The sequence below is a fragment of the Pelosinus baikalensis genome (genome assembly GCF_020819555.1).
Taxonomy (GTDB): domain Bacteria; phylum Bacillota; class Negativicutes; order DSM-13327; family DSM-13327; genus Pelosinus; species Pelosinus baikalensis.
This window is the reverse complement of record NZ_JAJHJB010000050.1, coordinates 1-24910: the sequence shown is the minus strand read 5'-3', so window position 1 is coordinate 24910 and position 24910 is coordinate 1. Positions and strand designations below refer to the sequence as shown.

28 protein-coding genes and 2 pseudogenes are annotated in these 24910 nt (G+C 41.4%); 25 read left to right on the top strand and 5 right to left on the bottom strand.

Features of this window, described 5'->3' with window-relative positions; translation table 11 throughout:
* The 10 genes and pseudogenes from LMF89_RS22490 to LMF89_RS22445 form a co-directional block, all read left to right on the top strand.
* Window positions 1-428 (top strand): annotated as a pseudogene (locus LMF89_RS22490) (ArnT family glycosyltransferase); the annotation flags it as partial.
* A 27-nt stretch (window positions 429-455) separates the two neighbouring features.
* Window positions 456-2111 (top strand): ArnT family glycosyltransferase, encoded by a 1656-nt coding sequence (locus LMF89_RS22485; protein ID WP_229537048.1) that lies wholly within the window; start codon window positions 456-458, stop codon window positions 2109-2111.
* Window positions 2112-2269: 158 nt separating this feature from the next.
* On the top strand, window positions 2270-2437 hold the full coding sequence (locus LMF89_RS22480) for an ATP-binding protein (protein WP_229537047.1): 168 nt from the start codon (window positions 2270-2272) through the stop codon (window positions 2435-2437).
* A 93-nt stretch (window positions 2438-2530) separates the two neighbouring features.
* Window positions 2531-2980 carry an Hsp20/alpha crystallin family protein gene (locus tag LMF89_RS22475; RefSeq protein WP_229537046.1) on the top strand — a complete coding sequence of 150 codons (450 nt, stop codon included), beginning with the start codon at window positions 2531-2533 and terminating at the stop codon, window positions 2978-2980.
* 338 nt (window positions 2981-3318) lie between these two features.
* Entirely contained in the window at window positions 3319-4452 is a 1134-nt protein-coding gene (locus LMF89_RS22470) for an NADH:flavin oxidoreductase (RefSeq protein WP_229537045.1), read from the top strand.
* Window positions 4453-4572: 120 nt separating this feature from the next.
* Window positions 4573-5187, top strand: coding sequence for a TetR/AcrR family transcriptional regulator (locus LMF89_RS22465; RefSeq protein ID WP_229537044.1), 615 nt, complete (start codon window positions 4573-4575; stop codon window positions 5185-5187).
* A gap of 156 nt (window positions 5188-5343) precedes the next feature.
* Window positions 5344-5730, top strand: coding sequence for a hypothetical protein (locus LMF89_RS22460; protein WP_229537043.1), 387 nt, complete (start codon window positions 5344-5346; stop codon window positions 5728-5730).
* Between the two features lie 692 nt (window positions 5731-6422).
* Window positions 6423-7640, top strand: coding sequence for an MFS transporter (locus tag LMF89_RS22455; protein WP_229537042.1), 1218 nt, complete (start codon window positions 6423-6425; stop codon window positions 7638-7640).
* Between the two features lie 89 nt (window positions 7641-7729).
* On the top strand, window positions 7730-8263 hold the full coding sequence (locus LMF89_RS22450) for a MerR family transcriptional regulator (RefSeq protein WP_229537041.1): 534 nt from the start codon (window positions 7730-7732) through the stop codon (window positions 8261-8263).
* 80 nt (window positions 8264-8343) lie between these two features.
* Window positions 8344-8631, top strand: a complete 288-nt coding sequence (locus LMF89_RS22445; protein WP_229537040.1) for a YciI family protein — start codon at window positions 8344-8346, stop codon at window positions 8629-8631.
* A gap of 280 nt (window positions 8632-8911) precedes the next feature.
* Here the strand turns inward: LMF89_RS22445 and LMF89_RS22440 are convergent, their stop codons facing one another.
* The 5 genes from LMF89_RS22440 to LMF89_RS22420 form a co-directional block, all read right to left on the bottom strand.
* On the bottom strand, window positions 8912-9073 hold the full coding sequence (locus LMF89_RS22440; protein WP_229537039.1) for a hypothetical protein: 162 nt from the start codon (window positions 9071-9073) through the stop codon (window positions 8912-8914).
* Between the two features lie 23 nt (window positions 9074-9096).
* Complete coding sequence (locus LMF89_RS22435; RefSeq protein WP_229537038.1) at window positions 9097-12228, bottom strand: efflux RND transporter permease subunit; 3132 nt, start codon at window positions 12226-12228, stop codon at window positions 9097-9099.
* On the bottom strand, window positions 12225-13256 hold the full coding sequence (locus LMF89_RS22430; protein ID WP_439651954.1) for an efflux RND transporter periplasmic adaptor subunit: 1032 nt from the start codon (window positions 13254-13256) through the stop codon (window positions 12225-12227). The genes LMF89_RS22435 and LMF89_RS22430 overlap by 4 nt, the downstream gene beginning before the upstream one ends.
* A 97-nt stretch (window positions 13257-13353) precedes the next feature.
* On the bottom strand, window positions 13354-13575 hold the full coding sequence (locus LMF89_RS22425; protein ID WP_229537036.1) for a hypothetical protein: 222 nt from the start codon (window positions 13573-13575) through the stop codon (window positions 13354-13356).
* Window positions 13576-13751: 176 nt separating this feature from the next.
* Window positions 13752-14315 carry a TetR/AcrR family transcriptional regulator gene (locus tag LMF89_RS22420; RefSeq protein ID WP_229537035.1) on the bottom strand — a complete coding sequence of 188 codons (564 nt, stop codon included), beginning with the start codon at window positions 14313-14315 and terminating at the stop codon, window positions 13752-13754.
* A 465-nt stretch (window positions 14316-14780) separates the two neighbouring features.
* Between LMF89_RS22420 and LMF89_RS22415 the strand changes: the two genes are divergently transcribed.
* From LMF89_RS22415 to LMF89_RS26380, 15 genes and pseudogenes are all read left to right on the top strand, one after another.
* The gene (locus LMF89_RS22415; RefSeq protein WP_229537034.1) at window positions 14781-15770 is read left to right on the top strand and encodes an amidohydrolase family protein; all 990 of its coding nucleotides are present in this window, start codon (window positions 14781-14783) and stop codon (window positions 15768-15770) included.
* Between the two features lie 37 nt (window positions 15771-15807).
* Window positions 15808-16533 (top strand): flavodoxin family protein, encoded by a 726-nt coding sequence (locus LMF89_RS22410; protein ID WP_229537033.1) that lies wholly within the window; start codon window positions 15808-15810, stop codon window positions 16531-16533.
* Window positions 16534-16616: 83 nt separating this feature from the next.
* Window positions 16617-16754 (top strand): hypothetical protein, encoded by a 138-nt coding sequence (locus LMF89_RS22405; RefSeq protein WP_229537032.1) that lies wholly within the window; start codon window positions 16617-16619, stop codon window positions 16752-16754.
* Window positions 16755-16793: 39 nt separating this feature from the next.
* Entirely contained in the window at window positions 16794-17708 is a 915-nt protein-coding gene (locus LMF89_RS22400) for an alpha/beta fold hydrolase (protein WP_229537031.1), read from the top strand.
* Window positions 17709-18005: 297 nt separating this feature from the next.
* Window positions 18006-18443 (top strand): annotated as a pseudogene (locus tag LMF89_RS22395) (carboxylesterase family protein); the annotation flags it as partial.
* 51 nt (window positions 18444-18494) lie between these two features.
* Window positions 18495-19442, top strand: a complete 948-nt coding sequence (gene coaA, locus LMF89_RS22390) for a type I pantothenate kinase (protein ID WP_229537029.1) — start codon at window positions 18495-18497, stop codon at window positions 19440-19442.
* 92 nt (window positions 19443-19534) lie between these two features.
* On the top strand, window positions 19535-19870 hold the full coding sequence (locus LMF89_RS22385) for a cupin domain-containing protein (protein ID WP_229537028.1): 336 nt from the start codon (window positions 19535-19537) through the stop codon (window positions 19868-19870).
* A 185-nt stretch (window positions 19871-20055) separates the two neighbouring features.
* On the top strand, window positions 20056-20553 hold the full coding sequence (locus LMF89_RS22380) for an L-2-amino-thiazoline-4-carboxylic acid hydrolase (RefSeq protein WP_369412689.1): 498 nt from the start codon (window positions 20056-20058) through the stop codon (window positions 20551-20553).
* 97 nt (window positions 20554-20650) lie between these two features.
* A complete protein-coding gene (locus LMF89_RS22375; protein ID WP_229537026.1) occupies window positions 20651-20878 on the top strand; it encodes a hypothetical protein in 228 nt (75 codons plus the stop codon).
* A gap of 9 nt (window positions 20879-20887) precedes the next feature.
* The gene (locus LMF89_RS26385; RefSeq protein WP_369412688.1) at window positions 20888-20986 is read left to right on the top strand and encodes a hypothetical protein; all 99 of its coding nucleotides are present in this window, start codon (window positions 20888-20890) and stop codon (window positions 20984-20986) included.
* 57 nt (window positions 20987-21043) lie between these two features.
* The gene (locus LMF89_RS22370; RefSeq protein WP_229537025.1) at window positions 21044-21670 is read left to right on the top strand and encodes a gamma carbonic anhydrase family protein; all 627 of its coding nucleotides are present in this window, start codon (window positions 21044-21046) and stop codon (window positions 21668-21670) included.
* A gap of 150 nt (window positions 21671-21820) precedes the next feature.
* Window positions 21821-22396, top strand: coding sequence for a GNAT family N-acetyltransferase (locus tag LMF89_RS22365; protein ID WP_229537024.1), 576 nt, complete (start codon window positions 21821-21823; stop codon window positions 22394-22396).
* 54 nt (window positions 22397-22450) lie between these two features.
* Window positions 22451-23566, top strand: coding sequence for an oxidoreductase (locus LMF89_RS22360; protein ID WP_229537023.1), 1116 nt, complete (start codon window positions 22451-22453; stop codon window positions 23564-23566).
* A gap of 355 nt (window positions 23567-23921) precedes the next feature.
* Entirely contained in the window at window positions 23922-24479 is a 558-nt protein-coding gene (locus LMF89_RS22355) for a cysteine hydrolase family protein (protein ID WP_229537022.1), read from the top strand.
* 265 nt (window positions 24480-24744) lie between these two features.
* On the top strand, window positions 24745-24910 hold a 166-nt coding region (locus LMF89_RS26380), incomplete at its 3' end, for a Rossmann-fold NAD(P)-binding domain-containing protein (RefSeq protein WP_439651953.1).

Sequence of the window (24910 nt, the reverse complement as noted above, 5' to 3'; positions counted from 1 at the left end):
TAGCAGGAATTTTATTGCTGCTGACCACTTTTGTTCTGTTTCAGAGCTTTCGCCATAACTTTCGTGCAGTATTTGCCACTCATGTCCTGGGAATGATCGTATTTACAGCCTTTTTAATGACACAAACCCTTCCCCTTGTTACGCCTTCGGTTTCTGTAAAGCAGTTTGTCAATGAATTCAAGCAATATTATGACGGACAAACCCTGGTATATATTGCTAAATTTTACCAGCCTGGTTTCGTGTATTACAGCGGTATGGCAGGCACTGAACTAGACTCTGATAAATTAGAGGCGACGGTTCTGGACAAGACCGGTAAGGCTTACTTTATTGTACAAAAGAAGAAATATGAGAAGCTGTCTCCGACAATCCAGAGTAAGCTTCGCGTATTAACTGTTCAAGAGGATAAAGTCTTTTTTGTTCGAGATTGATTTGTTATTTTTAGGGGAGGGGCTACAATGAATGTAAAAACATCTGCCGCAGTAGATGCGTTGATAGGTTTCAAGCAGAAGTGCTTGGGAATATTCCTAATTTCATTTTTCTTCTATATGTTTTTCAACCATATCATGCCCATCACCGATCCAGTAGAATCAAATTATGCCCTTACAGCGAAAGAAATGGTGCTGACGGCGGACTGGATCTCACCAAGGATATATGGGACTATCTGGTTTGATAAGCCGGTATTTTTCTACTGGGTTACGGCCATCGCTTTCCAACTGTTTGGGTTTTCGGAATGGGCGGCACGTTTAGCACCAGCTTTTTTTGCCTCCGCAGGCCTAGTGCTGATGTATTGGTTTGCGACTAAGATCGTCAAACAAAAGGCAGCTGCTTTGTCGGTCTTGATTATGGGAACATCCTTCGAATATATAGTATTGGCAAAGCTGGTTATTACGGATATGGTGTTCTTTGTCTTTAATTGTGCAGCTCTATGTTTTTTTTATCTGGGATATGTAGAAATGGATGGTACCAAGAAGCGATGGTATCGGATTGCATATGTCAGTATGGCTTTGGCTGTATTGACGAAAGGGCCGGTCGGCGTTTTGCTGCCTGGACTAGTCATGCTGTTTTTTATAGCTGTGCAGCGCAATTGGTCAGAACTAAAAGAACTGTTCATACCGTCGGGTATTTTCCTTTTTGCAATTGTGGCGCTGCCCTGGTATGCTGCGATGTACGCCATGCATGGCACTGAGTTTATCAATAGTTTCTTTGGTGTGCACAACTATCTTCGCGCAACCGTTTCGGAGCATCCGAAGGATAATGTGAGCTACTACTATATTGCCGTATTTGTACTAAGTATGCTGCCTTGGTCTGCTTTAGCCATAAAAGCTTTGATACAGGGATGTAAGGATTTTAGGTCTCAATCCTCTCCATTGCTGTTGTTTTTCTTCCTATGGGCAGCAGCCTATTTTGGATTTTATTCACTGATGGCTACCAAATACCTGACCTACACGTTCCCTATCGTCTTTCCAGTAGCAATCGTAACAGCTGTACACCTAGAGAGAATGCTTGTCCAGAGGAGAACAATGGCAATTATCTATTGGGCTGGGGTTCCATTTGTGCTGCTGCTGCTTGTATATATAGTCGTGGCTTATCATTATTTGGCTGGTTTGGGGCTTATTGTGACCGTAGGTAGTCTGCTGCTATTCCTGTTATTACTTTGGTACAAGTTAAGAGGTCGGACGACAGCCTATGTTTTTAAATTGCTTTGTTTATGCCAATTGGGTTCTTATATCATCCTTTGCCTATTTGTGTTTCCCGCCATGGCCGAAAGTCGGTCAGGAAAAGGGATTGCAGAAAATATCGCTGGCTTGGGGAGAGGAGATATTGGCATGTATCAGTTCTACAGTACTTCTGAGGTATTTTATAGCGACAATATCGCGGTGAAGCTTGAACCATCAAGTGTGCTGCCCTTGCGCAAGTCTGAAGAATTAGACTGGTCAAGTAAATATACCATGCCAATCCAAGGACTAGCCGATTTTATGACGCAGTCCCCAAACAGTCTGATTGTGGTACCGGACACGCAAAAAGGAATATTTTTGGTAGAAGCAGCTAAGTTCAACCCTCAACTGATGAAGAGTGATAAAGGATGGAACTATTATGATATCAATCACTAATTAATATCATCATTGGTGCTAGAAAAATAGGGTGGTTCAAGATGTTTGCCAAAATTCGTAACGATTTGACTTTTCGTTACGCAACTGAAAAAGTTTTATCTTCCGAATAAGGAGAGAGCAGTGGTGATGCGGTTCCTGTTTTGGCCGATCGCGAGAGGATGAATCAATTACTTTTAATTCTGGTTGATAATGCAATTAAATATACTCCTGCTGGTGGCAGGGTAGGTGTTTTGCTCACAATGACAGCAGCGCCGAAACCATGTATTACGATTGTCGTGCACGACTCGGGGGTAGGCATTCAAGAAACCGAGCTAAGTGCCAGATGATATCGGTATACTGGCGGCCAAGCATTTGAATAAAATAAGATGGAGTAAGCATACTAAATGATGATATAAACAGAAAGAAGGGAGAGAATCAATATGTTTAGCTTACGGCCTTATGGGCAAAATCATGGACATCAAAAAAATGCACTGAGTAAGTTTGCACGAAATTTTTTAGGAGATGATTTTGAAGCCCTATTTGAGAATGTAGATAACTTCCCCAGTTCATTTCGAGTAGATCTGCGAGAAACTGACAATCAATATGTACTAGAAGCTGATCTACCTGGTATTAATAAAGAAGATATAAGCCTGCGTTATGACAATAATTATTTAACAATTAGTGCGAACAGAAATGAGACGCAAGAAGTAAAAAGTGAAAAAGATTATGTCCGTCGGGAGAGACGGTTCGGTCAGTTCCAACGGAGTTTTTATATAGACAATATTCAAGAGGATAAAATTGATGCCAAATTTGATCACGGCGTTCTTACTGTTACCTTGCTAAAATCAGATAACGTTCAGGCAAAGCAGGGCAATATCCCTATTCAATAATCGTTAGAGCATGAATGAGAGATCTGAATAGATCCCCTGGATTGAGCAAATCTAAAGAAAGGCTACCCATATTAATCGATTATGGGTAGCCTTTCTTTAGATTTGACATAGCGGTGAATTTCCTGTCTTCATTAGAAACCATAATTGACAATGAATATGACCAGTCGTATAATTAAGGGAAAGTATACCAATTTAAAAATATTTTGAGGAGTTGTTAATGTGCAAAATTTTCAATTTTCAAATCCGACAAAAATTATTTTTGGTAAAGATGAAATCCAGCGCTTGCCAACGGCGTATAGTCAAAGAAATGCCGTTAGCTATTATAAGGAGAGATATATATGGAACACAATGAAAAAATAAGAAATCATGATCTAGAAGTTTTATATCAACCAGTAACGGTTGGGAATTTGACACTAGCGAATCGAATTGCCATGGCTCCAATGACAAGAGGATTTTCCCCTAATGGTGTACCTGGCAAGGATGTGGCAGGATATTATAGAAGGCGGGCAGAAAATGAAGTAGGGCTGATTATTACCGAAGGTACATTAATTAATCACCCTGCGGCAGCAGAAGGCCTGGGCCGACCTAATTTTCATGGGGAAGCAGCGCTGCGTGGCTGGTCACATGTTGTGGATGCCGTTCATAAGGCAGGGGGCAAGATTATTCCTCAGTTGTGGCATGTAGGAATGGCACGTCAAATGGATGGTGATAATCCGAATCCAACTGCCTCGCCGATTGGTCCATCAGGGATTGATGTAGCTACAGGGAAAAAGGTAATGGAACCCATGACTAGTTCTGAAATTGATCAGATCATCAAGGCATTTGGGCAAGCGGCAAGTGATGCAAAAAGTCTGGGATTTGATGGTCTTGAGATTCATGGTGCCCATGGATACTTAATTGATCAGTTCTTTTGGGGAAAAACGAACCAGCGTCAGGATGAGTACGGTGGAGACCTGATTGCGCGTACCCGGTTTGCCGTTGAAATTGTGCGGGCGTGTCGTGAGGCTGTAGGATCAGAATTTCCGATAGTATTTCGCTATTCTCAGTGGAAGTTAGGAAATTATAGCGCAAAACTGGCAGAGACTCCAGAACAGCTTACTGCATTTTTAGCGCCGCTAGTAGATGCAGGAGTAGATATTTTTCATTGCTCAACGCGGCGTTATTGGGAACCAGAATTTGAAGGATCACCTTTGAACTTAGCGGGATGGACGAAGAAATTAACAGGAAAACCAACCATTACGGTTGGATCTGTTGGTCTTGATAATAACTTTATCGACTTTTTCACGGAAGGGAAAGGTGCCAAGACTACAAGCCTTACCCCTCTCATTGAAAGATTACAGAAGAAAGAGTTTGATTTAGTAGCAGTGGGGAGAGCTCTACTGGCAGATCCAGCATGGGCAACAAAAACACATCAAGATAGAATCGATGAACTAATTCCCTTTGAACTTGGTGCAGAAAAAACATTATCTTAATAGGTGTCACACTAATTGCGCATTGAACAGAAGAAGAGGCAGGCTGATCTGTCTCTTCTCCTATCTGTACAATGGACTGGCAAAAAAGCAGAAAGATACGATTACACGAGGTGGTACCATATGGCGAGGAAAAAAAGTGCAGATTTAGAAAAAACAAAACAAAATTTATTAGAAGTTGGCTTGTCACTCTTTGAACAAAAAGGTTTTAATGCGACAGGTATCCAAGAAATAGCCACATTAGCCGATATTCCCAAAGGATCTTTCTACAATTATTTTTCAAGTAAAGAAGATTTCGGCGTAGCAGTGATTCGTTATTATACTGACATAAGTATTGAAAGATGGGCAAATATCCTAGTTGCGGAAACCCAAAAGGAAGATTATTATAAGGCTTTACATACAGCATTTTTAGCGATTGCTGAAGAATATCGATGTACCGAGATAAAAAAAGGCTGCCTATTAGGCAATCTTGCGGCTGAAATTAGTGAGACTAGTGAAGAATGTCGAATGGCATTGCAGCAATCTATAAGTAAATTCAAATCAATTTTAGCGGAGCGTCTGCTCGTGGGACAGGAAATGGGGAACGTAAGAAGTGATTTGCCAGCTCAGCAATTGGCCGATTTGGTTTGGGACTGCTGGCAGGGAAGCTTATTACGGATGAAAATTGAAAAATCCGTGGAGCCAGTCAATCATGATTTGGAATTATTATTCCATCATATTTTGCCACCGCGAATCTAGTAAACAAGGCTAAAATTATACCAAAACCTGTCTTGGAAAAATAATTCCTAATGAGAAAATTAGCAGGACTTGGCATTTAATAAAGAGAAGAGAATGTTGTAAGTTCATATGATATTACAAACTAGTTAAGTTAATGGTATAGGGAGAGGATATTTTATGAGTATTCCATTGATTCTGTTGATTGTGGGAGGAATCTATCATTTTTGTTTTGGTTTTTTCCATATAAAGTTCTGGAATTTTGGTTTTTTAAACTGGCGGGAAGAACTGCCTCGCATGTCCCCCAGCAATCGTGCGGTTATTCAAATGTTGAATGTAGCCGTCATCATATTCTTGTTCCTAACAGCATATATTAGCGTTCAGTATTCCCACGAATTACTGACTCATGGTCTTGGGAAAACCCTTCTTCTAGGTGTATCAATATTTTGGCTGGGGCGTCTCGTTGGCGAGTTCACCTTAAAAGACGGCACTCCAGCCGAGCCTGGACTTGTTGTTGCATTTTTCAGCGGCATTCTATTATATTTGATCCCGGCCATGACAATATAGCATAATTTTGTTCAGCATACCGTATCAATATGACCATATATGGTGTGGAACAGTAATAAGTAGGGAGGAAGAAGCCTGACTACAAATATAAAATATTGTGGGGTTGTCTTATGAAACAAAGTATATTTATTGATTTTAAACCATTGAACCTTGCTATGTTTACCAAGGATAGAATGTTATATTCTGAGTACCAACCTTGCAAAGAACTTTGCCAGGTTATAAATTGTTATTGGGTGTCCCCCGCACTGTATAGTCTTGAGGAACGAATAAATAGTGTAAAGAAATAATTATTTCCGATGGTTGCTTAGACATTATTTTTGAAGTAAATAAACAAACGAATGACTACAATAGTTTTATTGTCGGTACGATGTCCAAGCCAATTGTCACTTTACCTGACTTTTCCTTAAAATCAAATTTATGCCATTCGATTTTATCCTGCAGGAGCATATTCTTTTTTTAGGAATCATTTGGATGATTTTACAGATTTAGTGGTTGATTTCAAGAGCGTATCCAAGAATCTATACTGGCAGTGCGATGGGGAGAATTTATTTAAAGATAACCTAAGGTTCCATCTGGGACTTAGGGTTATCTTTTTTTATTGTAAAAAAACGTATTGACCTGACTATAACTTCACAGTTTATCCTTTTAAATAAGAAACTGCAAGCATAAATGGATCTAGGAGGCTAGGTAATATGTTCTTAATCAATCGAAATTTTTGTTTACTGTTGTTCGGTCAGATAGTTTCTCAGTTAGGTGATAAAGCGTATAACATTGCACTGATGTGGTGGTTGCTTGAGAAAACTAAATCACCATTTCTTGTTAGTTCTTTTCTTGTTATCGCGATGTTGCCCGAGCTCATTTTTGGTCCAGTGGCTGGTGTGTATATTGACCGATGGAACAAAAAGAAAATATTAGTTGTGTCTGATTTTGTTCGGGGAATTATTGTATTAACACTTGCTATTCTATTTCAGTCGGAGCTTTTGGAAATATGGCATATTTATGTGGCAGCACTTTGTATTTCACTCTGTTCCGCATTATTTAACCCAACTACAATGTCTGTCATACCAGTTATTGTTGAAAAAGACAAACTCCAGCAAGCAAATGCTTTGAGCCAAATGGTAGTAGGGGCTGTGTCGATAATTGGTCCATTGCTAGGGTCCTCTAGTATCGTCTTGGTAGGTTATATAGGTGTGCTTATATTTAACGGAATTTCCTATATAATATCGGGAATTGCTGAGCTTTTTTTGTGTATGACCACAATTGAATCTCAAACAGAGGAATCTGTTATTTATAGTCTGACACAAGGGTTTCGTTTCATTCGGGCAGATATGCGTGTATTAGTAATTGTGACCGTGATTGCTATCGTTCATGTATTTGTTGGAAGTATTGTAGTGATAATGCCTTTTCTTGCTAAATTATTGGATGGAAATGGGATTAATAATTTGGGATTGCTACAATCTGCCATTGGCGGGGGTATGATTATTGGGGCAGGGTATATTTCGAAATATGTACGCAAAAGCGTTAGTGAACTGTACCTTTCTTATGCTATTGTGTGTATGGGATTAGGGATTTTAGCACTTGGAACACTACAGTTAATACATATCGAATTAGTAGAAATTTATGTAATAGTTTGCATTATAATAGGTAGCTGTATAGCTATTGCAAGTGTGCTTTGGCGTACAATCGCACAGCTTTGCGTCCCGGCAGAAATGTCCGGACGGGTTTTTAGCGTGTTTTCAACAACCGGGAATATTTCTTTACCTATTTCGATTGGGATATTTGGTTTACTTTTGAATTATATGACACCCGGATTATTATTTTTTGTTGCAGGAAGTTGCTTAATGGTTTTTGGAGTAGTATTGTTATATAGTAACCGAAAAAACTTCGAAAGCATTGTAAAAGTGCGATAAAGAGACCTCATCTAAAATAAGATGGTTTTGCAAAAGGAACTTTTAAATTTGGAGCCTGTGTCATTGGCTTTTGAGAATGGAGTGGAGATATGATATATACGATTGGTAAATTAGCGCGCAAGTTTAATCTGTCACGAAGTACGCTGCTTTACTATGATTCAATCGGCTTGTTATCTCCCATAAAGAGAGGCAATGGTAATTACCGTATATACTCTGAAGAAGATTGTAAGCGTCTGGAACAGATTGCGAGCTATCGTCAAACAGGACTTTCACTTCAACATATAAAAGAAATATTAGATAGCAAAAAATGCATCGCTGCAGTAAGTTTGGAAGCTAAATTAGAAGAAATAAATGAAGAAATTGCTATGCTGAGGCAGCAGCAACATTTTATTATTAAGCTTCTACAGGATAGCCGACTGCTAGAACGGGTGAGTATAATTCAAAAGGATTCGCTAACTGGGTTAATGCAGTCCGCAGGTATTGATGAGAAGGCCCAGTGGAGGCTTCATAATCAATTCGAAAAAAAATTTCCGGACAAACATCAAGAATTTTTGCAAATCCTTGGGTTAACTACCGAACAAATAAGTAAGATTAGGGAGTGGTCATATAAGGAACAAGAATAATGTCAGGTTATATATGACCATCGGGTAGATTGCGATAATTCTTTAAAATAGAATAAGTAAATAGTAAGGGGGAAATATTGATGTTTCTTATGATTTTGAACTATCTTAAACCATTGGAGTATCTTGATGAATTAATACCAGCGCATATTGAGTTTCTGGATCGGTTTTACAATCAATCGAAGTTTATTGCCTCTGGGCGTAGAAATCCACGAGTTGGTGGAGTTATTATTGCTAAAGCGAGCTGTGAAGAAGAAGTATGGGAAATAATCAAACAAGATCCGTTTTATATTAATGGAGCAGCAGAGTATGAGGTTATTGAGTTTATCCCATCCAAATATGATCCACGCTTTGAGTGCTTTTTGAGTTAAAGCAAAGGAAAACCACGCTGACGATATGGCTCAAGGGGATGAAGGGACAGGTTATTTGCCCCGAGAGATGGGAAGATATCATGATATATGGTATTTCCCGTACTATTAGGAAAAAGAGCCGTGGATATTTTTGGGATGGATGTAAACAAGCCTGAAAACCAACGTATATATGCGGATCTTCTTGTTCGTATATACCGATTATAGGATTACTTAAAAAGCACGCCGGCGGCGTGCTTTTTAAGTATGCTCAGTCGTTGATACTTGCATATTTTGCTCATATTTATTTGCTAAAAGCGTTCCTGAGTTCTGTGCATACTAAAGCAAGAGCATCCCGCGCACCCCCACATTCATTGCACACGCATTCATTACGAACCCCAAACCAATACGTTATTTGATTGACTGCCAGCATGGCGATATGGGATAAATATTTCAGGCATCTCATGATACTGCTCACCCCTATCCGGCTTATAAATCGCTTTTATTGTGGAGATGTATGCTCTGGTTTGCAGCAGTTCCCTGCAATTTCAAGCTATCATTCGAAGAAGCTGAGCAGTCGGCTTTATACCAGGCGGCATACATGACCGGCAGGACTAACAGCGTCAATATCGTTGCCCCAAACAACCCGCTGGCAATAGCGACGGCCATCGGTCCCCAGAAAACACTTGATACTAGAGGAATCATCCCCAGTATGGCTGCTGCCGCCGTTAGTAGAATGGGACGCAGCCGGATGACTGTCGCGTCAATAATCGCGTCCCACATGGGCGATCCATCCGCAAGCAATTGATCAATCTGATCCATCAATATGACCGAGTTGCGCATAATAATGCCGGCTAAAGCCAGGATTCCCAGCTGTACAACGAAGCCCATCGGACTTCCCGTAAGAATAAGGCCGATGGCCACGCCAATGATGCCAAGCGGCGCAGTTAACAGGGTCAGTACCATTTTTGGTATATTTTGCAGTTGGATCATTAAAAGAATCATAATGGTAATCACCATCGCCGGTACCGGGGCTTTGAGAAATCCGGTAGCTTTTATGCTGTTTTCCATTGCTCCGTCATAATCAATGCTGTATCCCAAAGGCAGGCTGGCACGCAATTCTTTAAGATCATTTTCATACACTTGCTGTGCAATGTTGTTCCCTGTAATTCCAGGCCGGATCTCAGCCTGCACCAGAACCATCGGTTTTAAATCACGACGCCAAATGCGGCCTTCTTCTGCGTCGTAACTGATTTTGGCGATTTGGTCAAGAGGAACATACTTTCCATTGCCAATATGAATATTCAAATCTTTAAGACGGGAAGGATTGTTCCTGTCTTGCGCGTCAAATCGAAACAGCATGCTTACGGTTTTATCACTTTCCTGAAATTCAGCAATTGTTGCTCCGGATAACTGGGCCTGGAGAGAGGAAGACAATGCCTGGGTACTCATTCCTAACTTTCTCGCCTTATCCTGATCAATCTCCAAATGCATGACTTTGCTCTTCTCATCCCAGTTAAAGCTTACATTGCTTACGCCGGGGTGTGCCGAAATAGCGTCCCGTACCTTGCCGGCGATTTCCCGGACTTTATCATGATCATATCCCTTAACCCGCAGCATAACCGGATAGTCTGACGGCATACCACTGGCGATCACCTTGATATGTCCCTGAACGCTGCTAAAGTCTTCATGTAACAGTGTATTGATTTTTCCGGCCAAGGCGCCACGAGCTCTTAGATCTTTGGCAACAATAATAAACTCGGTGAAATTCGCTCTCGGAAAAACGGGCTCAAAACTCAGGACAAAGCGCGGGGCGCCCTCGCCAACATGATAGGTGTAGTAGGCAATATCGGGATCTTTTTGTATGCGCTCAGCAAACTGGCGGGCCACTTCTTCCGACGACTCTAGGGAAGCCCCCTCAGGCAGCTTAAGTTGAACAATCAGTTCTGGGCGGGTGGAGGGTGGAAAGAATTCCTGCTTAACAAAGCCGAGCAGGCCAATTGAACCGATAAAGCTTACTACGGTGGCGATCAGTACTTTTTTTCGGTTTTGTAAGCACCATGACAAAATTTGCTTAAACCAGCGGTAGAATTTGGTATCATACACAGCGTGACCGCTTTCTTTTACAGCCTGTGGTTTAATTTTGATGAACAAGTAGCCTAACAACGGTGTCGCTGTACCGGCAACTAACCACGAAGTAAGCAAGGCGATGGTTATCACTGAGAAAATAGTAAAACAATATTCCGAAGCGGTTCCCTGGGAAAAACCGACCGGGATAAAGCCGGCGCAGGTAATGAGTTCCCCGGTCAGGCGAGGATAGGCTGTCGACGTATACGCATAGCAGGCGGCGTTAAAGCGGTCCCAGCCCTGCTCCATTTTGACGACCATGGTTTCGATGGTGATAATCGCGTCATCGACTAACAGACCTAAAGCCAGGATGAGAGCGCCCAACGATATTCTTTGTAAGTCAATATTCAGCAGGTTCATAAAAGTAAAAACTGCTGCAATGACCAGCGGAATGCAAAGCGCCACGATGATACCCGAACGCATGCCCAGACTGGCAAAACTCACAATCAGGACAATAAGGATAGCTTCCGCCAGTGATTCGACAAACTCATTGATAGAGGTTTCCACGATTTTCGGCTGATTGACGGTCTGATTAAGTTCCAGTCCGGCAGGCAGTTCTTTTCTTATGCGTTCGATGGCTTTTTCCAAGTTCTCACCGAGTGTGAGAATATTGCCGCCAGGCTCCATGGCTAGGGAAATGCCGATAGCCGGCTGCCCGTTGTAGAAAAACTTCGGATCTGTCGGTTCGGAATAACTACGGGTTACTTTCGCAATGTCCCCCAGGCGGAAGATGCGCCCATTTGCCTGAATGGGCGTATTGCGGATATCGTTCATGGTTTCAAACATGCCCGTGATCCTTACATATAGATTATCTGACGATGTTTCCAGCATTCCGGCAGGAGTCATTGCATTTTGCGTTTGCAAGGTAGAAGTAATGATGGCGGGATCGAGGCCCAATTGGGCCAGTTTGCTATTTTCCATCTCAATATAAATTTTTTCGGTTTGCACGCCGAGCAACTGGACTTTTCTCACACTAGGCACGCTCAGTAGAATGCGGCGGATTTTTTCCGCCTTTTCCCTTAATTCCTCATAGGTATAGCCGTCGCCGGTAAGCGCATACATGACACCGTATACTTCATCAAAACGGTCATTAAACATCGGTTCCCTAACACCCTGAGGAAAAGTGCTTTTGATGTCATTGACCATATTGCGCGCTTCCAGCCACCTCGACCGGATCTCGCTTTTCGGAACCGCGTCTTTTAGATTTACGTAAATCACGGCGGTTCCAGGTGTGGAATAACTGCTTAAATAGTCAAGTCCTGGTAAATCCTGCAGCTTCTTTTCAATCTTGTCCGTAACTTGTTCTTCCATTTGGCGGGCCGTTGCCCCCGGCCAGGCAACGGCAACAACCATTTGTTTTATCGTGAAATCAGGGTCTTCCATGCGGCCCAAATTTTTATAAGAAAATACGCCGGCGATGAAGAAGAGGGCGATAAAAAAATAAATAAACTGCTTGTGATTCAGCGCCCAATCGGTGAGGTTGAAATGTTTCATAAGGACTCACCGCCTGCCTTCACCTTTTGTCCTTCTTTGAGTTTATGCACTCCGGCTGTTACAATCCGGTCACCTTGCTGTAAGCCTTGCAGCACCTGAATGGTTCCATCGCCGAAATTGCCGGTTTTAATGGGCCGTAGGGTAATCGCATCACCGCTTACTACCCAAACGGCCGGTGTATCGCCGTTTTGATAAATGGATGCCAGCGGAATCGTTACAGTTTGCCGTGAATCACCGCCCAGTACGGCGACGGCAGCCGTCATGCCCAGTTTCATTTCCGGCGGCGGGTTTAGCAAACTAATGCGCACTTTATAAGTACGCGTTGCCGGATCAGCCATGGGCGCAATTTCCCTTACCTTGCCATCCACCGTTACATTAGACAGTGCCCAAAATGCCACTTTGATTTGCTGTGCCTTGCGCAGTTCTTCTATCCGGTTTTCGGGAACACTGATTTCCACTTCCCGTTCACCATCCTGCACAATGGTCAGCACCGATTGTCCGGCGCTGACCACCTGTCCGATTTCGACGGTAATGCCGGAAATGACGCCTGGCTTGTCGGCGCGCAGCAGGCTGTAATCAAGCTGATTGGCACCCTGTGCATACTGGGCCGAAGCCTGCCGCACCGTTGCTACGGCCACCTCATAAGCATTGACATATTGATCATAGGCCATGCGGCCGACAGCGCCTTGTTCATAGAGTTGCCGGTAGCGGTTCAGATTGCTCTCAGCCAGCCGGACTTGTGATTCGGCGGAGTATACCTGGGCTGAATTGCTGTTTACGGTTTGCTGAATATCTTTGGGATCGATCTGCATCAGTACATCGCCGGCGCTTATTACGTTGCCCAGTTCCACATTCCGTTTTATTATTTTTCCACTGACCTGGAACGCCAGCTGACTTTCGTATCGTCCGCGGACTTCCCCAGAATACGTATATCCTTGCGCGGCTGCTGCAACGCCGATTACGGCTGTACGGACCACAGTAATATCATCGGCAACAGCTTTGGTCTGACGATGTTCATTCCATGCCATTCCGCCGACAATACACAATGCCAGTACTGTCGCAGTTAAACTATAATATAATTGCTTTTTTGACACTTTAGTCAGCCAATAAAATTGTTGCATGATTTTACACCTCGCTTTTGTTACTTTTTAAGGGGAAATACTGGATCGAAGGTTTTTCATAACAGCAGACATGGATTAATTGTCCATCGCTAACCAGCTCGACTTTTCCCAGTTGTCTGCCTTCCCATGTCCATGTTTGGATGAGATCGGAAATAAGCGCGTTGATTTCTTCTCTTGGTAATGCCGGGTCGGCCATGACGGGGATGCCGTGAATGATAGTATACATTTCCATTAGTCCTCCTGATCACCAGGTCGGTTGACGTTGAACAAAGCGGCTGTTAAGGATGTTTTGGAGAAAGATGGATAAGTATATTTGTACCCATATTACATTTTCGGTATCGATGGTACAAAAGGGTATTTTTAAATCGCACTTTTGTGCGATTTAAAATACCAGAGGGTATCTCATTGATTAGGTGGGAGTAGTCCGAACATGATTATATCCGCCATTGCCGATAACGCATCCGCATGTGTCATATTGCTCTCTTCAAGAAACCGGTAGTTGAATAGATCATTCATCGCACTGGTTACGATTTGCTTGAGTACAGATACATTGATGGGACGAAGCGAGTTATTTTCAATGCTCTGGACGATAAGGGATGTCAGGTGATTCAGTTGTTCCTGGCGGAAATCTGATACCAACTGCCATTCCTCAGGATAATAATGACGAAGGTCATCATAAAGACTATGATTATTTATGGGGCCGAACACTTTTGGTGCGACTTTAAGCAAGGCCTGAATTTTTTCCGCAACGGATAATCCGGAGTTACTGTAGATTTCCTGTTCCTGGTTTTGAACGTCCTGGATGGCTGTAGCTAAAATGTCATGCACAAGTTCATTTTTAGAGGCAAAGTGCTCGTATAAAGAAGTTTTGCTGAGACTAAGACGCCGTGCCAGGTCGCTCATTGTAAATTTTACACCGCGGGTTTTCATCTCGTCGGCTGCGGCCATGAGAATTCGATTACGCAAAATGATTATCACCTCAATTAGTTTGTACCGGAATGACAGAATGGGTACTGGGGAATTCAGATTTAGAATATACCACTTTTTAGCATGTGTCAATATTCATTACAATAGAAAAAGCAAAAAAGCAAAATAGCAAGCAGCATTATCTGGTGCTGTTGATTGCTGGAGCAACCAGTCTAAGAGGTGTACTTCAGCTTCTTATCGGATAATATTGTATTGACAGATTCTATAGAAAGGAATATTATGACATTGCAATTGCTGTACTGTTTTTGTCATGTTGGTACAAAGAGAGCAAGGCAGTACGATTTGTGGTCAGTATCAGTAAAATACAGTTAGCAAACCCAATTAGAAGATGCGGTTCAGTAATTATTTTAACCTGAAAAAACGACAGGGCTCGGGAACATTAGGATGGGCAGGATTGTGAAGCAGGAATAGGATGGAGTTTAATTGATAAAGGAGAGAAAGCGTATGGACAGGAATATGGAAAGCATAATTAAAAACTATACAGGAAACGGCGTACCCAAAATTGATATCCATGTTCATTATGTGCCGCAAGCTTATCGGGATGCATTATTGAACTGCGGCGAAGAAAATCCTGATGGATTTCCAACTCCCGAATGGGATCCGGAAACGCATTTGAAAGTAGCCGAACAACTGGGCATTTCCACTACCATGTTATCGATTACCTCACCGCATATTAATTTTGGCGATCATCATGCTGCCAAAATCCTGGCACGAAAAGTGAACGAAGACGGAGCAGAACTTGTGCAGAAATATCCGGGCCGATTTGGTTTGCTTGCCTCTTTGCCGTTACCTGATGTAGCGACCAGTGTAGAGGAAATTCAATATGCAATAGATGTTTTGCATGCTGATGGCTTCACATTGCCTACTAATACGCAGGGTGTTTATCTGGGGAATCCTTGTTTGGATCCTATATTTGAAGAATTAAATAAGCGTAAGACAGTCGTTGTCCTTCATCCTAACATGCCCAGCGCTGTTCCGGAACATGTTCTGGAAAATTTTCCGATGCCTTTTATGGAATTCCTTTTTGATACTACCCGTGCGGTCATGAATATGATCTTAAAGGGAACGTTGCAGCGGTTTCCTGACGTTAAAATTGTTGTTCCTCATGCCGGTGCCGTTTTGCCGATCCTTGCCGATCGAATTCATACCGCTCTACAGATGTTGAAAGTTGGGGGAAACAGCGTAGATGTATATGACGCGTTGCGGGGCTTGTATTATGATGTGGCAGGAGTCTGCCTACCCCGACAATTGGATGCGCTGTTGTCATTGGTAGAAACTGAGCATTTGTTATATGGAAGTGATTATCCCTACACGCCAGTAGTTGGTTGTATTTACTTAGCGGACGCATTAGACAAAACGGACCTGCTTACGAATGAGCAGCGGCGTGCCATATACCGGGATAATGCGGTAAATTTATTTCCCCGGTTGAAATAGAAGCGACAATAAAACAGAATGAAAGAAGTGTGATTCAATGAAAATTGCAGTGATTAACGGCAGCCATCGCGGAAGCATTGGCAATACGAATATTATGGTTTCTGCTTTCTTAAAGGGAGCAAAGGAAACTGGAGCAGAAACTGTAAATATTTTTTTAGCGGAAAAAGAAATTAAATATTGTACGGCGTGTAAGGCCTGCTGGTTTAAAACGCCAGGGAAATGTGTCATCAAGGATGATATGGCGGAAATTATATCTCTCATCGAAGATGCGGATGTTCGTGTTTTGGCGACACCTCTATATTTTGACAATATTTCCAGTTTGCTAAAGACTTTTATAGACCGACTCATGGTAACAGCCAGCCCCTATTGGGGAAAAGATAGGGAAGGAGAATGCCGTCATTTAACAACGAAAGCGGCCCCACAGTTAGTCATGATGGCGAATTGTGGTTTTCCGGAAAGATCACATTTCCAGGTAATCTCACATTGGCTTAAACGGCATGCACGTAATCTCAATGCACAGATAATTGGTGAAATATATGTTCCCCAGGGTGCGCTTTTGAGTGTTCGGGAAAATGAGGTGGGCATGGTTGTCTCTAACTATCTGAAGACTTTGGAAACCGCAGGCAGGGAAATTGCCGCCAATCGAAAATTGACAGCAAAAACAATGGAATTGTTAGAACAAAAATTTATTCCGGATGAAGTGTATATACGAGAAGTTAAAAAGTATGTTGATAGTATATTGGTAAAGCAAGATGACCAATAAAATTAGCCTGGGAATTTACTTAACAGGAACAAGTATAGGAGCAGGGTTGAACACACCGTGCCAGGGGATCGCTTCCACCAGAAATGGAATTACGTAAAGAAATCACTAGTTTAGAAGAACAATTGCAAATAGCTACGGAACAAGATAAGCCAGGCATAATTAAAGCAATTACTGAAAAGAAAATGTTTTATGATATTCTAATGGAACGCCGGAAACGGTAAGGCGGGGATATTGGAGAATGATGCAGGGAGGAGAAAACAATGCCTAATGTGACGGCCAATGGAATTCAGATTGAGTATGATACTTTCGGCGATAGGTCTTCTTCAGCCTTATTATTAATCGCCGGCAATGGTGCCCAACTGCTCTTCTGGGACGCCGAGTTCTGCGAACTATTAGCGAAAACGGGGTTTTTCGTTATTCGTTTTGACAATCGCGATGCTGGTCTTTCGACAAAATTTGATGAAGCTGGAGTCCCGGATATTATGGCTGCAATCAAAGCCGCTATGGAAGGAAAGCACGTTGCAGCGGCATATTCCCTAGACGATATGGTAGACGACTGTGTGGGGTTACTTGATGCCTTGCACATTGAAAAAGCGCATATCTGCGGCGCTTCGATGGGCGGCATGATAGCCCAAGTTATTTCTTATCGGCATCCACAGCGCGTTTTGAGTCTGACTTCAATCATGTCAAACACGGGAAATCCCAATCTTCCACAGGGAAAGCCGGACGCGATAGCCGCTATTGTCGCACCGCCGCCAACGGAGCGCAAAGCATATATTGAACACAATATGAATGTATGGCGAAAGATTTGGAGTCCCGGTTTTCCATTTGAGGAAAAAAGAGCCCGGACATACCTAGAGAAGAGCTATGACCGCTCATATTACCCACAGGGAATGGCGCGTCAAAATATGGCTATTCTTTCCTGTGGCGATAGAACAGCATCGCTTTCATCCATTAAAGCCCCAACACTCGTAATACACGGGTCCGGTGATCCGCTGATCCCAGTCGAAGCGGGGAAAGATACAGCTCGCGTAATTCCTGGGGCAAATTTATTGATCATTGACGGAATGGGGCACGATCTCCCCACAGGGGTTTGGCGGGAAATAGTAACCGCTATTTCCCGCCATATAAAGCAGGCCTGTTTGAGATCCTCACAACGGTCTAATAACATTTAATGGCATTGTAGTGTAGTAACGTCTCCAGCCAAAAAATTCTTTTAGAATGGAAACGGCACGTTTAGCCTATTTCATAGCGCCGATAAGAACCATTAAGCAAACAGTAACCCAGGTTCCCAGGGGGTCCGGCCTGAGTTTTATTTTTGGACATTTATACAGTTTATATATGGGGATAGTCTGTATTATCCGGCAATAACGCCGCCATAAGGTTCTTTACGAGGGCAAGATTTAGAACTTGTAAAAAGCTATGGACCTCCCTGGGTTGCTGAGCAAAGTGCGAATTTTCCATTCGTTGTTCTTGCACCACAATGTCCTGAAGGGGAAGATTGGATGGATAAGTCAGATATTCTGACTGCACTGCTTGATGATGTGTTGAGTAAATATCGTATCGATCAAGAGCAAGTTTATTTGACAGGAACAAGTTTGGGCGGGAATGGGACGTGGTATCTGGCATGTCAGCATCCGGAGTACTTCGCGGCGATCGCTCCATTAGCGTCAAATCCAGTTATTCCCGATAATTGGAATAAACAGCTGCTTTCTATGCCGATATGGGCTTTCCATGGTGAAAATGATCCTATTCTTCCACTGAAAAATGCTGAAGCAATGATTACTGCATTACGGAAGCAAGGAGGTTCGCCACGTTTCACTGTTTTGCCAGACCAAGGACACTATATTGCCGGTGTGTATAAAAACAATGAACTATATGATTGGTTTCTTGCTAATTCGCTTTATTAGCCGAGGCTGTGGAGTGGAATATACTTTAGTGTAGAGAGGAATAGATTAATTATGAATAATTCTAGAACATCTCCTTATATATCTTTTACTCGGGAAAACTGGGAAACATTGAGAATGTCTACACCGCTTACTATTTCTGAAGAGGGTTTAGCTAAAATGCGAGGAATTAATGAGCAAATTTCTTTAGAGGAAGTAGTGAAAGTTTATTTGCCCCTTTCTAGGCTTTTAAATTTGTATGTTTTAGAAACTAGGAGACTTTATGAAGTAACCAATACATTTCTGGGTGCTTTACAAAAAAAGGTTCCATACATTATAGGAATTGCAGGTAGTGTGGCTGTTGGGAAAAGTACAACAGCTCGAATTATTCAGGCATTATTAGCTAGTTGGCCGACTCAGCCAAGAGTTAGCTTAGTTACAACTGATGGTTTTTTATACCCAAACAAGCTATTAGAAGAGCGAGGTATAATGAAGAGAAAAGGGTTTCCTGAAAGTTACGATGTTCGTCGAATAATCGAATTCTTGCGAGAAGTTAAATCCGGTCGTATAGAAACAAAGGTACCGGTTTATTCGCATTTATCTTATGATATTATTCCTGACCAATACCAACTAGTAGATCAGCCAGACATATTGATAGTAGAAGGTGCGAATGTTCTACAAACTCCTCAAAGTAGGAAAAATAATGGTAAGCCATATGTATTTATTTCCGATTTTTTTGATTTTACCATTTATGTTCATGCAGAGGAAAAGGATATAAAAAGATGGTATATCGAACGATTTCAGACGCTACGTCGCACTGCATTTCAAGACAAAACATCATTTTTTCATCAATATACAAAGCTATCTGAGGATGAAGCTACTAATTTTGCAAAAGAAGTATGGGAAGAAATAAATGCAGTGAACTTAAAGGAAAATATTTATCCAACTATTAATCGTGCACGATTGATTATTGAGAAACGATATGATCATTCCGTTCAAAACATAATGCTACGGAAATTATAAGAAGCAAAGCATTCCTTGTGAAGATAAGATTTCCCGTCCGATAACAAGATCGGAACATAAAAGTAAACATTACTGTAAGGAGGCATCTGCCTATGCTTTTTCCCGAATCAATAGTAAAACTGCCGGAGGCCGACATCCCGCTGAAAGGAATAACAGCTTATCTCTCTCAGGGCGATAATCATCAAATCATTTTTATGAATTTTAATGAAGATGTCGATTTGCCGGAACACTCCCATGAAAGTCAATGGGGAGTCGTCTTAGAAGGAAAAATAGATCTAACAATAGATGGTGTTGCCAAGACCTTTATTAAGGGAGACAATTACTTTATCCCGGCAGGAATCAGGCATTCCGGAAAAATTTATGCAGGTTATGCCGACATCACCTATTTCAGCCAAAAAGACAGATATAATATTAAAAAATCTAAATAGCCTAAACCGACGGCTTTAATGCTTTACATATTACCGAATAAGAGAAATGGTATGATAAACTGGACACTAAAAAAAGAGAAAAGGTGGAAGTGTCAAGAAAACTGCCTGCAATGCAGCTTCTATTGGAGTGAAGTGGCAATTCACCACGATGGACGCACGGATCAAATTACATCGGCTATATTTAAATATTTAAGAGACATCTCTCGTTTGCCAAGACCTTAATTAACGAATTGGGAGAGGAAAAAGGAACGGAGCTAATTTTAAAATCCATAAAAGATTACGGGAGAAGAATTGGTGAGGAGGCGAAGAATGCGGTAATATCACAAGGCTTGGACAACAAACCGGAAAATTACCGGGAGGATCTGCCCTTGTACGGTATGCATGATGGTACGGAAATGGTAGAGGTAGATGGAGAAAAGAGAATAAGGGCTTACGGTTGTGTTATGGGAGAGCTATGGAATGAACTGGGAGAAGGAAAAATTGGGCGCTACTATTGTTTTGTAGATCCAGCTAAATACATGGCTTTTAATCAAAACAGCAAACTAATCCATACTAAAGCCCTACCTTGCGGCGATGAATATTGTGAATTCGTATTGCGGCAAACCACTGAACAGGAAAAAGACGATTTCTCTAGCACGAACAAAGATTGGTCATATATGGATAAAAGATTGAGTCAAAAATAGGTCCCATATTAAACCGGTTTTGTCCTCATGATAAAATATAGCGGGATAATAGCAAAAAATGCAGTATGAAATTCGTAGCTTGGAAGAGGCGATATTTATGAATAATAGAATTGAAACAAAAGTATCCATAACCGCGCAGGGAACGTGCTTAACGCGGACAATATCGTATTACGAAAAAGACTCCAATTATAAAAACGATGATTTTATTGCCCCTATAATGGTACATTCATTTCTCAATTTAATGGTTAAGAATGATTTTTCCCGGAAGCTATTAAAAAAATGTTTTTTTAAAGCTACGGGAAATTATGAATATCTTATCGCTTGAACAAAATTCATTGATGCTATGTTTAAAAACATTGACGAGAATGTTGAACAGATAATGATATTTGGAGCCGGATTTGATTCCCGTGCTATTCGCTTTAGAAATGAATGATCATACGCCACCAATAATTTAGCGTAAAATAATCCTTACAAATTGGAGGTAATATTAATGAGGATTAAACATCGAAATGTAAGCCCTAAAGTTGATGAATCGACACTTATAACTCCCACAGCTGTAGTTGTAGGAAATGTTACTGTAGGTTCACGTTCAAGAATAATGTATGGGGCAGTTGTTAATTCCGAAGGTTCAAAAGTAAATATAGGTGAATGTACTATTATCTGTGAAAATGCCGTAATTAGAGCCGTATCCTCCCCGTCATCGGAGCATCCTGTAGAGATAGGCGATAATGTATTTATAGGACCTCATGCCACACTTCTAGGATGTAAGGTTGCAGACAAAGCATATATCGCTACAGGTGCAACAGTATTGCAAGGAGCGGCAATTCATTCTGGTGCCGTCATAACAGTGGGTGCCTTGGTACACTCAAATACTGTGATCCCGGAGGGATTCTTTGTGCCACCTTATACCGTGGCAATTGGAAACCCAGTGAAATTATTTAGCCCTAATGAAAGAGAGGCTATGGGGCAGGCAATAAAAGAGATCGGCTTTGCCAAAACGGCTTTTGGAATTGAGGGAAAATTAAATGATTCAGCGAGTGTTTATAAACAAACTACTGAAATAAGGTCTAAGGAATTTGTAGTACATATGGACGATAAAATAGTTGATTGGAGATGAAGTTATTTGTTAATGGTGATTTATAATTCCCTTTGATATTTGAACGCAGTACCTGATGTATGTGCATACCAAGATCACTTAATTATCTGATGCTCATTACTTTAATATTTGTAGTATTGTCTGATTCACAAGGCGGAGGGGAGTGAGGCTATGTGTGAACCTTTTTTTCGCAATACGCCGCAGTTTGAGACTAAGCGATTACTACTAAGAAAACTGATACCGGAAGATGCGGAGGATATTTTCGCATATGCCCTGGATAATGAAGTAACGAAATTTATGACATGGGATACGCATAAGAGTCTAGAAGATTCCCGCGAGTTTATAAAATTTACGTTGGACAGATATGCAAAAGACGATGCCGGCGATTGGGGCATTGTCTTGAAAGAGACAGGAAAACTTATTGGCGTCTTGGGTTTTGTCTATTCTGATGAGAAAAATCGATGGGCAGAATTGGGATATGTTCTAAGACGTTCTTACTGGGGTAAAGGTATTATGCCGGAAGCGGTAAACAGGATATTACAATTTGTTTTTAACGATATGCAATTGAATCGTGTTCAGTGTTGTCATGCTTTACCTAACGAAAAATCAGGTAGAGTCATGCAAAAAGTCGGCATGAGCTTTGAAGGGATTGCTCGTGAAAAAATGTTTGCAAAAGGCCGGTATTGGGACGTAAAGCAATATGCTATTCTGCGGTCAGACTGGGAGAGAAGGGATAAGGGGCAGTAACTATCCGGGTCAAGAAAACGAATATACTGCTAGACGGTAGAAGGAGGCAAAATTATGAGTATTTTGTTTGAATCTATAAGCATAAAGAAGATGACTCTTAAAAACCGGTTTGTCAGGTCGGCTACTTATGATGGTCTTGCTGATAACGGTCATGTAACTGATCAACAAATTAAATTTTTTTCAGAACTTGCAGAGGGGGGCGTAGGCCTAATTATTGCAGGCATAGCTTATGTTCATCCTACGGGTCAAGTATCACCGCTCCAGAATTCGATTGCAGGAGATGAGTTTGTTGACGGCTATAAGAAACTAACAAAAGCAGTTCATGATCGGGACACCAAAATTGCATTGCAGCTTTTTCATGCCGGAAGAGATGCTGCCTTATTAGAAAACCTCTTACCGCCCAATTATACTCCTCTCGCTCCTTCTTTTATTGGAGATGATCCACACTATAAAGGCAAGTATCGCGCAATGACGGAAAGTGAAATATGGGAGATCATTCAGGCCTTTGGAGATGCGGCGGTAAGAGCAAGAGAGGCCGGGTTTGACGCTATCCAGGTTCATGGCGCTCATGCGTACCTCTTAATGCAATTTCTTTCCCCTTTTACAAACCATAGAAATGATCAATGGGGCGGCAGCCTGGAAAACCGTCTGCGTTTTCATCGCGAAATATACACCGACATTAGGAAAAAAGTTGGCGAGGACTATCCAATACTCATTAAACTGGGAGTTCAAGATGGTTTTTCCGGTGGATTTGAGTTCAATGAGGGCAAACAAGCCGCCAAAGTACTTGCAGATATAGGATTTGATGCGTTGGAAATCAGCCAGGGGTTAAGAGGAAAATCGTATGAAGAAACTGAGTTTAGACCCCGGATTAATAGTCTCAACCAAGAAGCATACTTTGGAAATTGGGCGAGCGAAATTAAAGGTGAAACCAATGTTCCGATTATGATGGTTGGTGGTTTTAAAACGCTGTCTTTGATGGAGGAGAAAATTCAAAATAAAGAGGCCGATTTTATATCGTTATGCCGTCCATTACTCTCAGAACCAGGCTTGATTAACGATTTTAAAATTAATAAAAAGGCAAAAGCAAGATGTGTTTCATGTAATCAATGCGTTGATGAAATTCTTAAGGGAAAGCCGGTTTGCTGTGTCCAAAATGTTAGAAGTTAAATTTGGCCAATTAAAGGTGTATGCTCTGTTTTATTCATATTTCTTGCAGATGACTGTATACTATGCTCTTGTCATATTGTCACCACATAGAAATCACTCAGGAGAATCATATGAACCCGATGTATAGGAAGTTGAATATAGATGAATTACAAAAATTTTAATCGGTATCAAGAAGTTAAAAAAGTTGGAGAAAAGAAGACAACACTTGGATACTTAAAGATGTTTCTTTTGTCGAGCAGTGGAGATTAATAAGCAATTATTAGATGAAGAACCTTTTGATTGCCAGTTAGAATATATTTTATAATCGTTCGTTTGGTTCAAATACTGATTTTTTTCAAAAGAGGAGAACTTAGAAGTGGAAAAGAAAGCATTATTAGTGATAGATATTCAGGAAGATTATACCGGAGCAATGGCAAAACCTCCCTTCCCCTACAAAGACTCTGAAAGATTGATTGCAACAGTAAATAAAATAATTGAAATGGCTGCCAGGAAAAATCTCATTATTGTATATATCCAACAAGAATTTGACGGTTTCTTTGGCAGGATGATATCCAAAGTTTTTGGTCATGGCACAGCGGTAAAAGGAAATCCAGGAACGGAATTTGATAAACGAGTCAAAATTGCATCTGATCACTGTTTTGCTAAGCCCATGCCAGATGCATTTTCCAACCCAAACTTTGAATCATTTATAAAAGAAAATCACATTAATGAGTTATATCTTGTTGGCTTAGATGCAGAAGGGTGCGTCTATTTTACAGCAAAGGGAGCCTTAAAACGGGGATTCAAAGTTTCCATCATTCAAGATGGCATTGTCTTATTAGCTGAAAAGAAATGGAACAGTCTTTTGAAAAAGTACAAAAAGAATGGCATTACTCTGTTATTGAGTAAAGAATTTGATGAGAAAATCTTCTAACAAGACATGATATTCTCAGTTTTTAACCATCGAATAAAGTATCAATATGTTGAATTTATAAGGTGGTATCCCTTTGATTTCCTAGAATATGATAGTACCAATATAATTGGCTGTAGTGGAGGTGCCGCTGTAGGATTATTAGCGGCGGCATTATATTCTTCTAGAATACAGTCAGTAATGCGGATAGCGAGTTGGATCATTATCATTGGACGAGGACCGACATATGATAGACCTTTATCTTTGTTGCTATCGATGAAAAGACCGAATTTCATGGGATGGTAAGAAATTACTGCTGGATGTCGATGAAAGTGTTACCAAGGTGGCAGGTTGGATTACACCGAGGCTTGGTAGTATTGGTCCTACAGCTGTAGCAATATTATTCCGCAATACGCTTAATCTCGCAAAAAAACAATGTTTACCAAAATGCAACT

Excerpts from the sequence above, each read along its gene's own strand:
- LMF89_RS22385 (WP_229537028.1), top strand. The coding sequence starts at position 19,535 with ATGCTTTTTCCCGAATCAATAGTAAAACTGCCGGAGGCCGACATCCCG.
- LMF89_RS22370 (WP_229537025.1), top strand. The coding sequence starts at position 21,044 with ATGAGGATTAAACATCGAAATGTAAGCCCTAAAGTTGATGAATCGACA.
- LMF89_RS22405 (WP_229537032.1), top strand. The coding sequence starts at position 16,617 with ATGGAATTACGTAAAGAAATCACTAGTTTAGAAGAACAATTGCAAATA.
- LMF89_RS22360 (WP_229537023.1), top strand. The coding sequence starts at position 22,451 with ATGAGTATTTTGTTTGAATCTATAAGCATAAAGAAGATGACTCTTAAA.
- LMF89_RS22475 (WP_229537046.1), top strand. The coding sequence starts at position 2,531 with ATGTTTAGCTTACGGCCTTATGGGCAAAATCATGGACATCAAAAAAAT.
- LMF89_RS22440 (WP_229537039.1), bottom strand. The coding sequence starts at position 9,073 with ATGAGATGCCTGAAATATTTATCCCATATCGCCATGCTGGCAGTCAAT.
- LMF89_RS22425 (WP_229537036.1), bottom strand. The coding sequence starts at position 13,575 with ATGTATACTATCATTCACGGCATCCCCGTCATGGCCGACCCGGCATTA.
- LMF89_RS22450 (WP_229537041.1), top strand. The coding sequence starts at position 7,730 with ATGATATATACGATTGGTAAATTAGCGCGCAAGTTTAATCTGTCACGA.
- LMF89_RS22415 (WP_229537034.1), top strand. The coding sequence starts at position 14,781 with ATGGACAGGAATATGGAAAGCATAATTAAAAACTATACAGGAAACGGC.
- LMF89_RS22375 (WP_229537026.1), top strand. The coding sequence starts at position 20,651 with ATGAATAATAGAATTGAAACAAAAGTATCCATAACCGCGCAGGGAACG.
- LMF89_RS22400 (WP_229537031.1), top strand. The coding sequence starts at position 16,794 with ATGCCTAATGTGACGGCCAATGGAATTCAGATTGAGTATGATACTTTC.
- LMF89_RS22365 (WP_229537024.1), top strand. The coding sequence starts at position 21,821 with ATGTGTGAACCTTTTTTTCGCAATACGCCGCAGTTTGAGACTAAGCGA.
- LMF89_RS22410 (WP_229537033.1), top strand. The coding sequence starts at position 15,808 with ATGAAAATTGCAGTGATTAACGGCAGCCATCGCGGAAGCATTGGCAAT.
- LMF89_RS22485 (WP_229537048.1), top strand. The coding sequence starts at position 456 with ATGAATGTAAAAACATCTGCCGCAGTAGATGCGTTGATAGGTTTCAAG.
- LMF89_RS22460 (WP_229537043.1), top strand. The coding sequence starts at position 5,344 with ATGAGTATTCCATTGATTCTGTTGATTGTGGGAGGAATCTATCATTTT.
- LMF89_RS22430 (WP_439651954.1), bottom strand. The coding sequence starts at position 13,256 with ATGGCATGGAATGAACATCGTCAGACCAAAGCTGTTGCCGATGATATT.
- LMF89_RS22465 (WP_229537044.1), top strand. The coding sequence starts at position 4,573 with ATGGCGAGGAAAAAAAGTGCAGATTTAGAAAAAACAAAACAAAATTTA.
- LMF89_RS22435 (WP_229537038.1), bottom strand. The coding sequence starts at position 12,228 with ATGAAACATTTCAACCTCACCGATTGGGCGCTGAATCACAAGCAGTTT.
- LMF89_RS22445 (WP_229537040.1), top strand. The coding sequence starts at position 8,344 with ATGTTTCTTATGATTTTGAACTATCTTAAACCATTGGAGTATCTTGAT.
- LMF89_RS22455 (WP_229537042.1), top strand. The coding sequence starts at position 6,423 with ATGTTCTTAATCAATCGAAATTTTTGTTTACTGTTGTTCGGTCAGATA.
- coaA (WP_229537029.1), top strand. The coding sequence starts at position 18,495 with ATGAATAATTCTAGAACATCTCCTTATATATCTTTTACTCGGGAAAAC.
- LMF89_RS22480 (WP_229537047.1), top strand. The coding sequence starts at position 2,270 with ATGAATCAATTACTTTTAATTCTGGTTGATAATGCAATTAAATATACT.
- LMF89_RS22470 (WP_229537045.1), top strand. The coding sequence starts at position 3,319 with ATGGAACACAATGAAAAAATAAGAAATCATGATCTAGAAGTTTTATAT.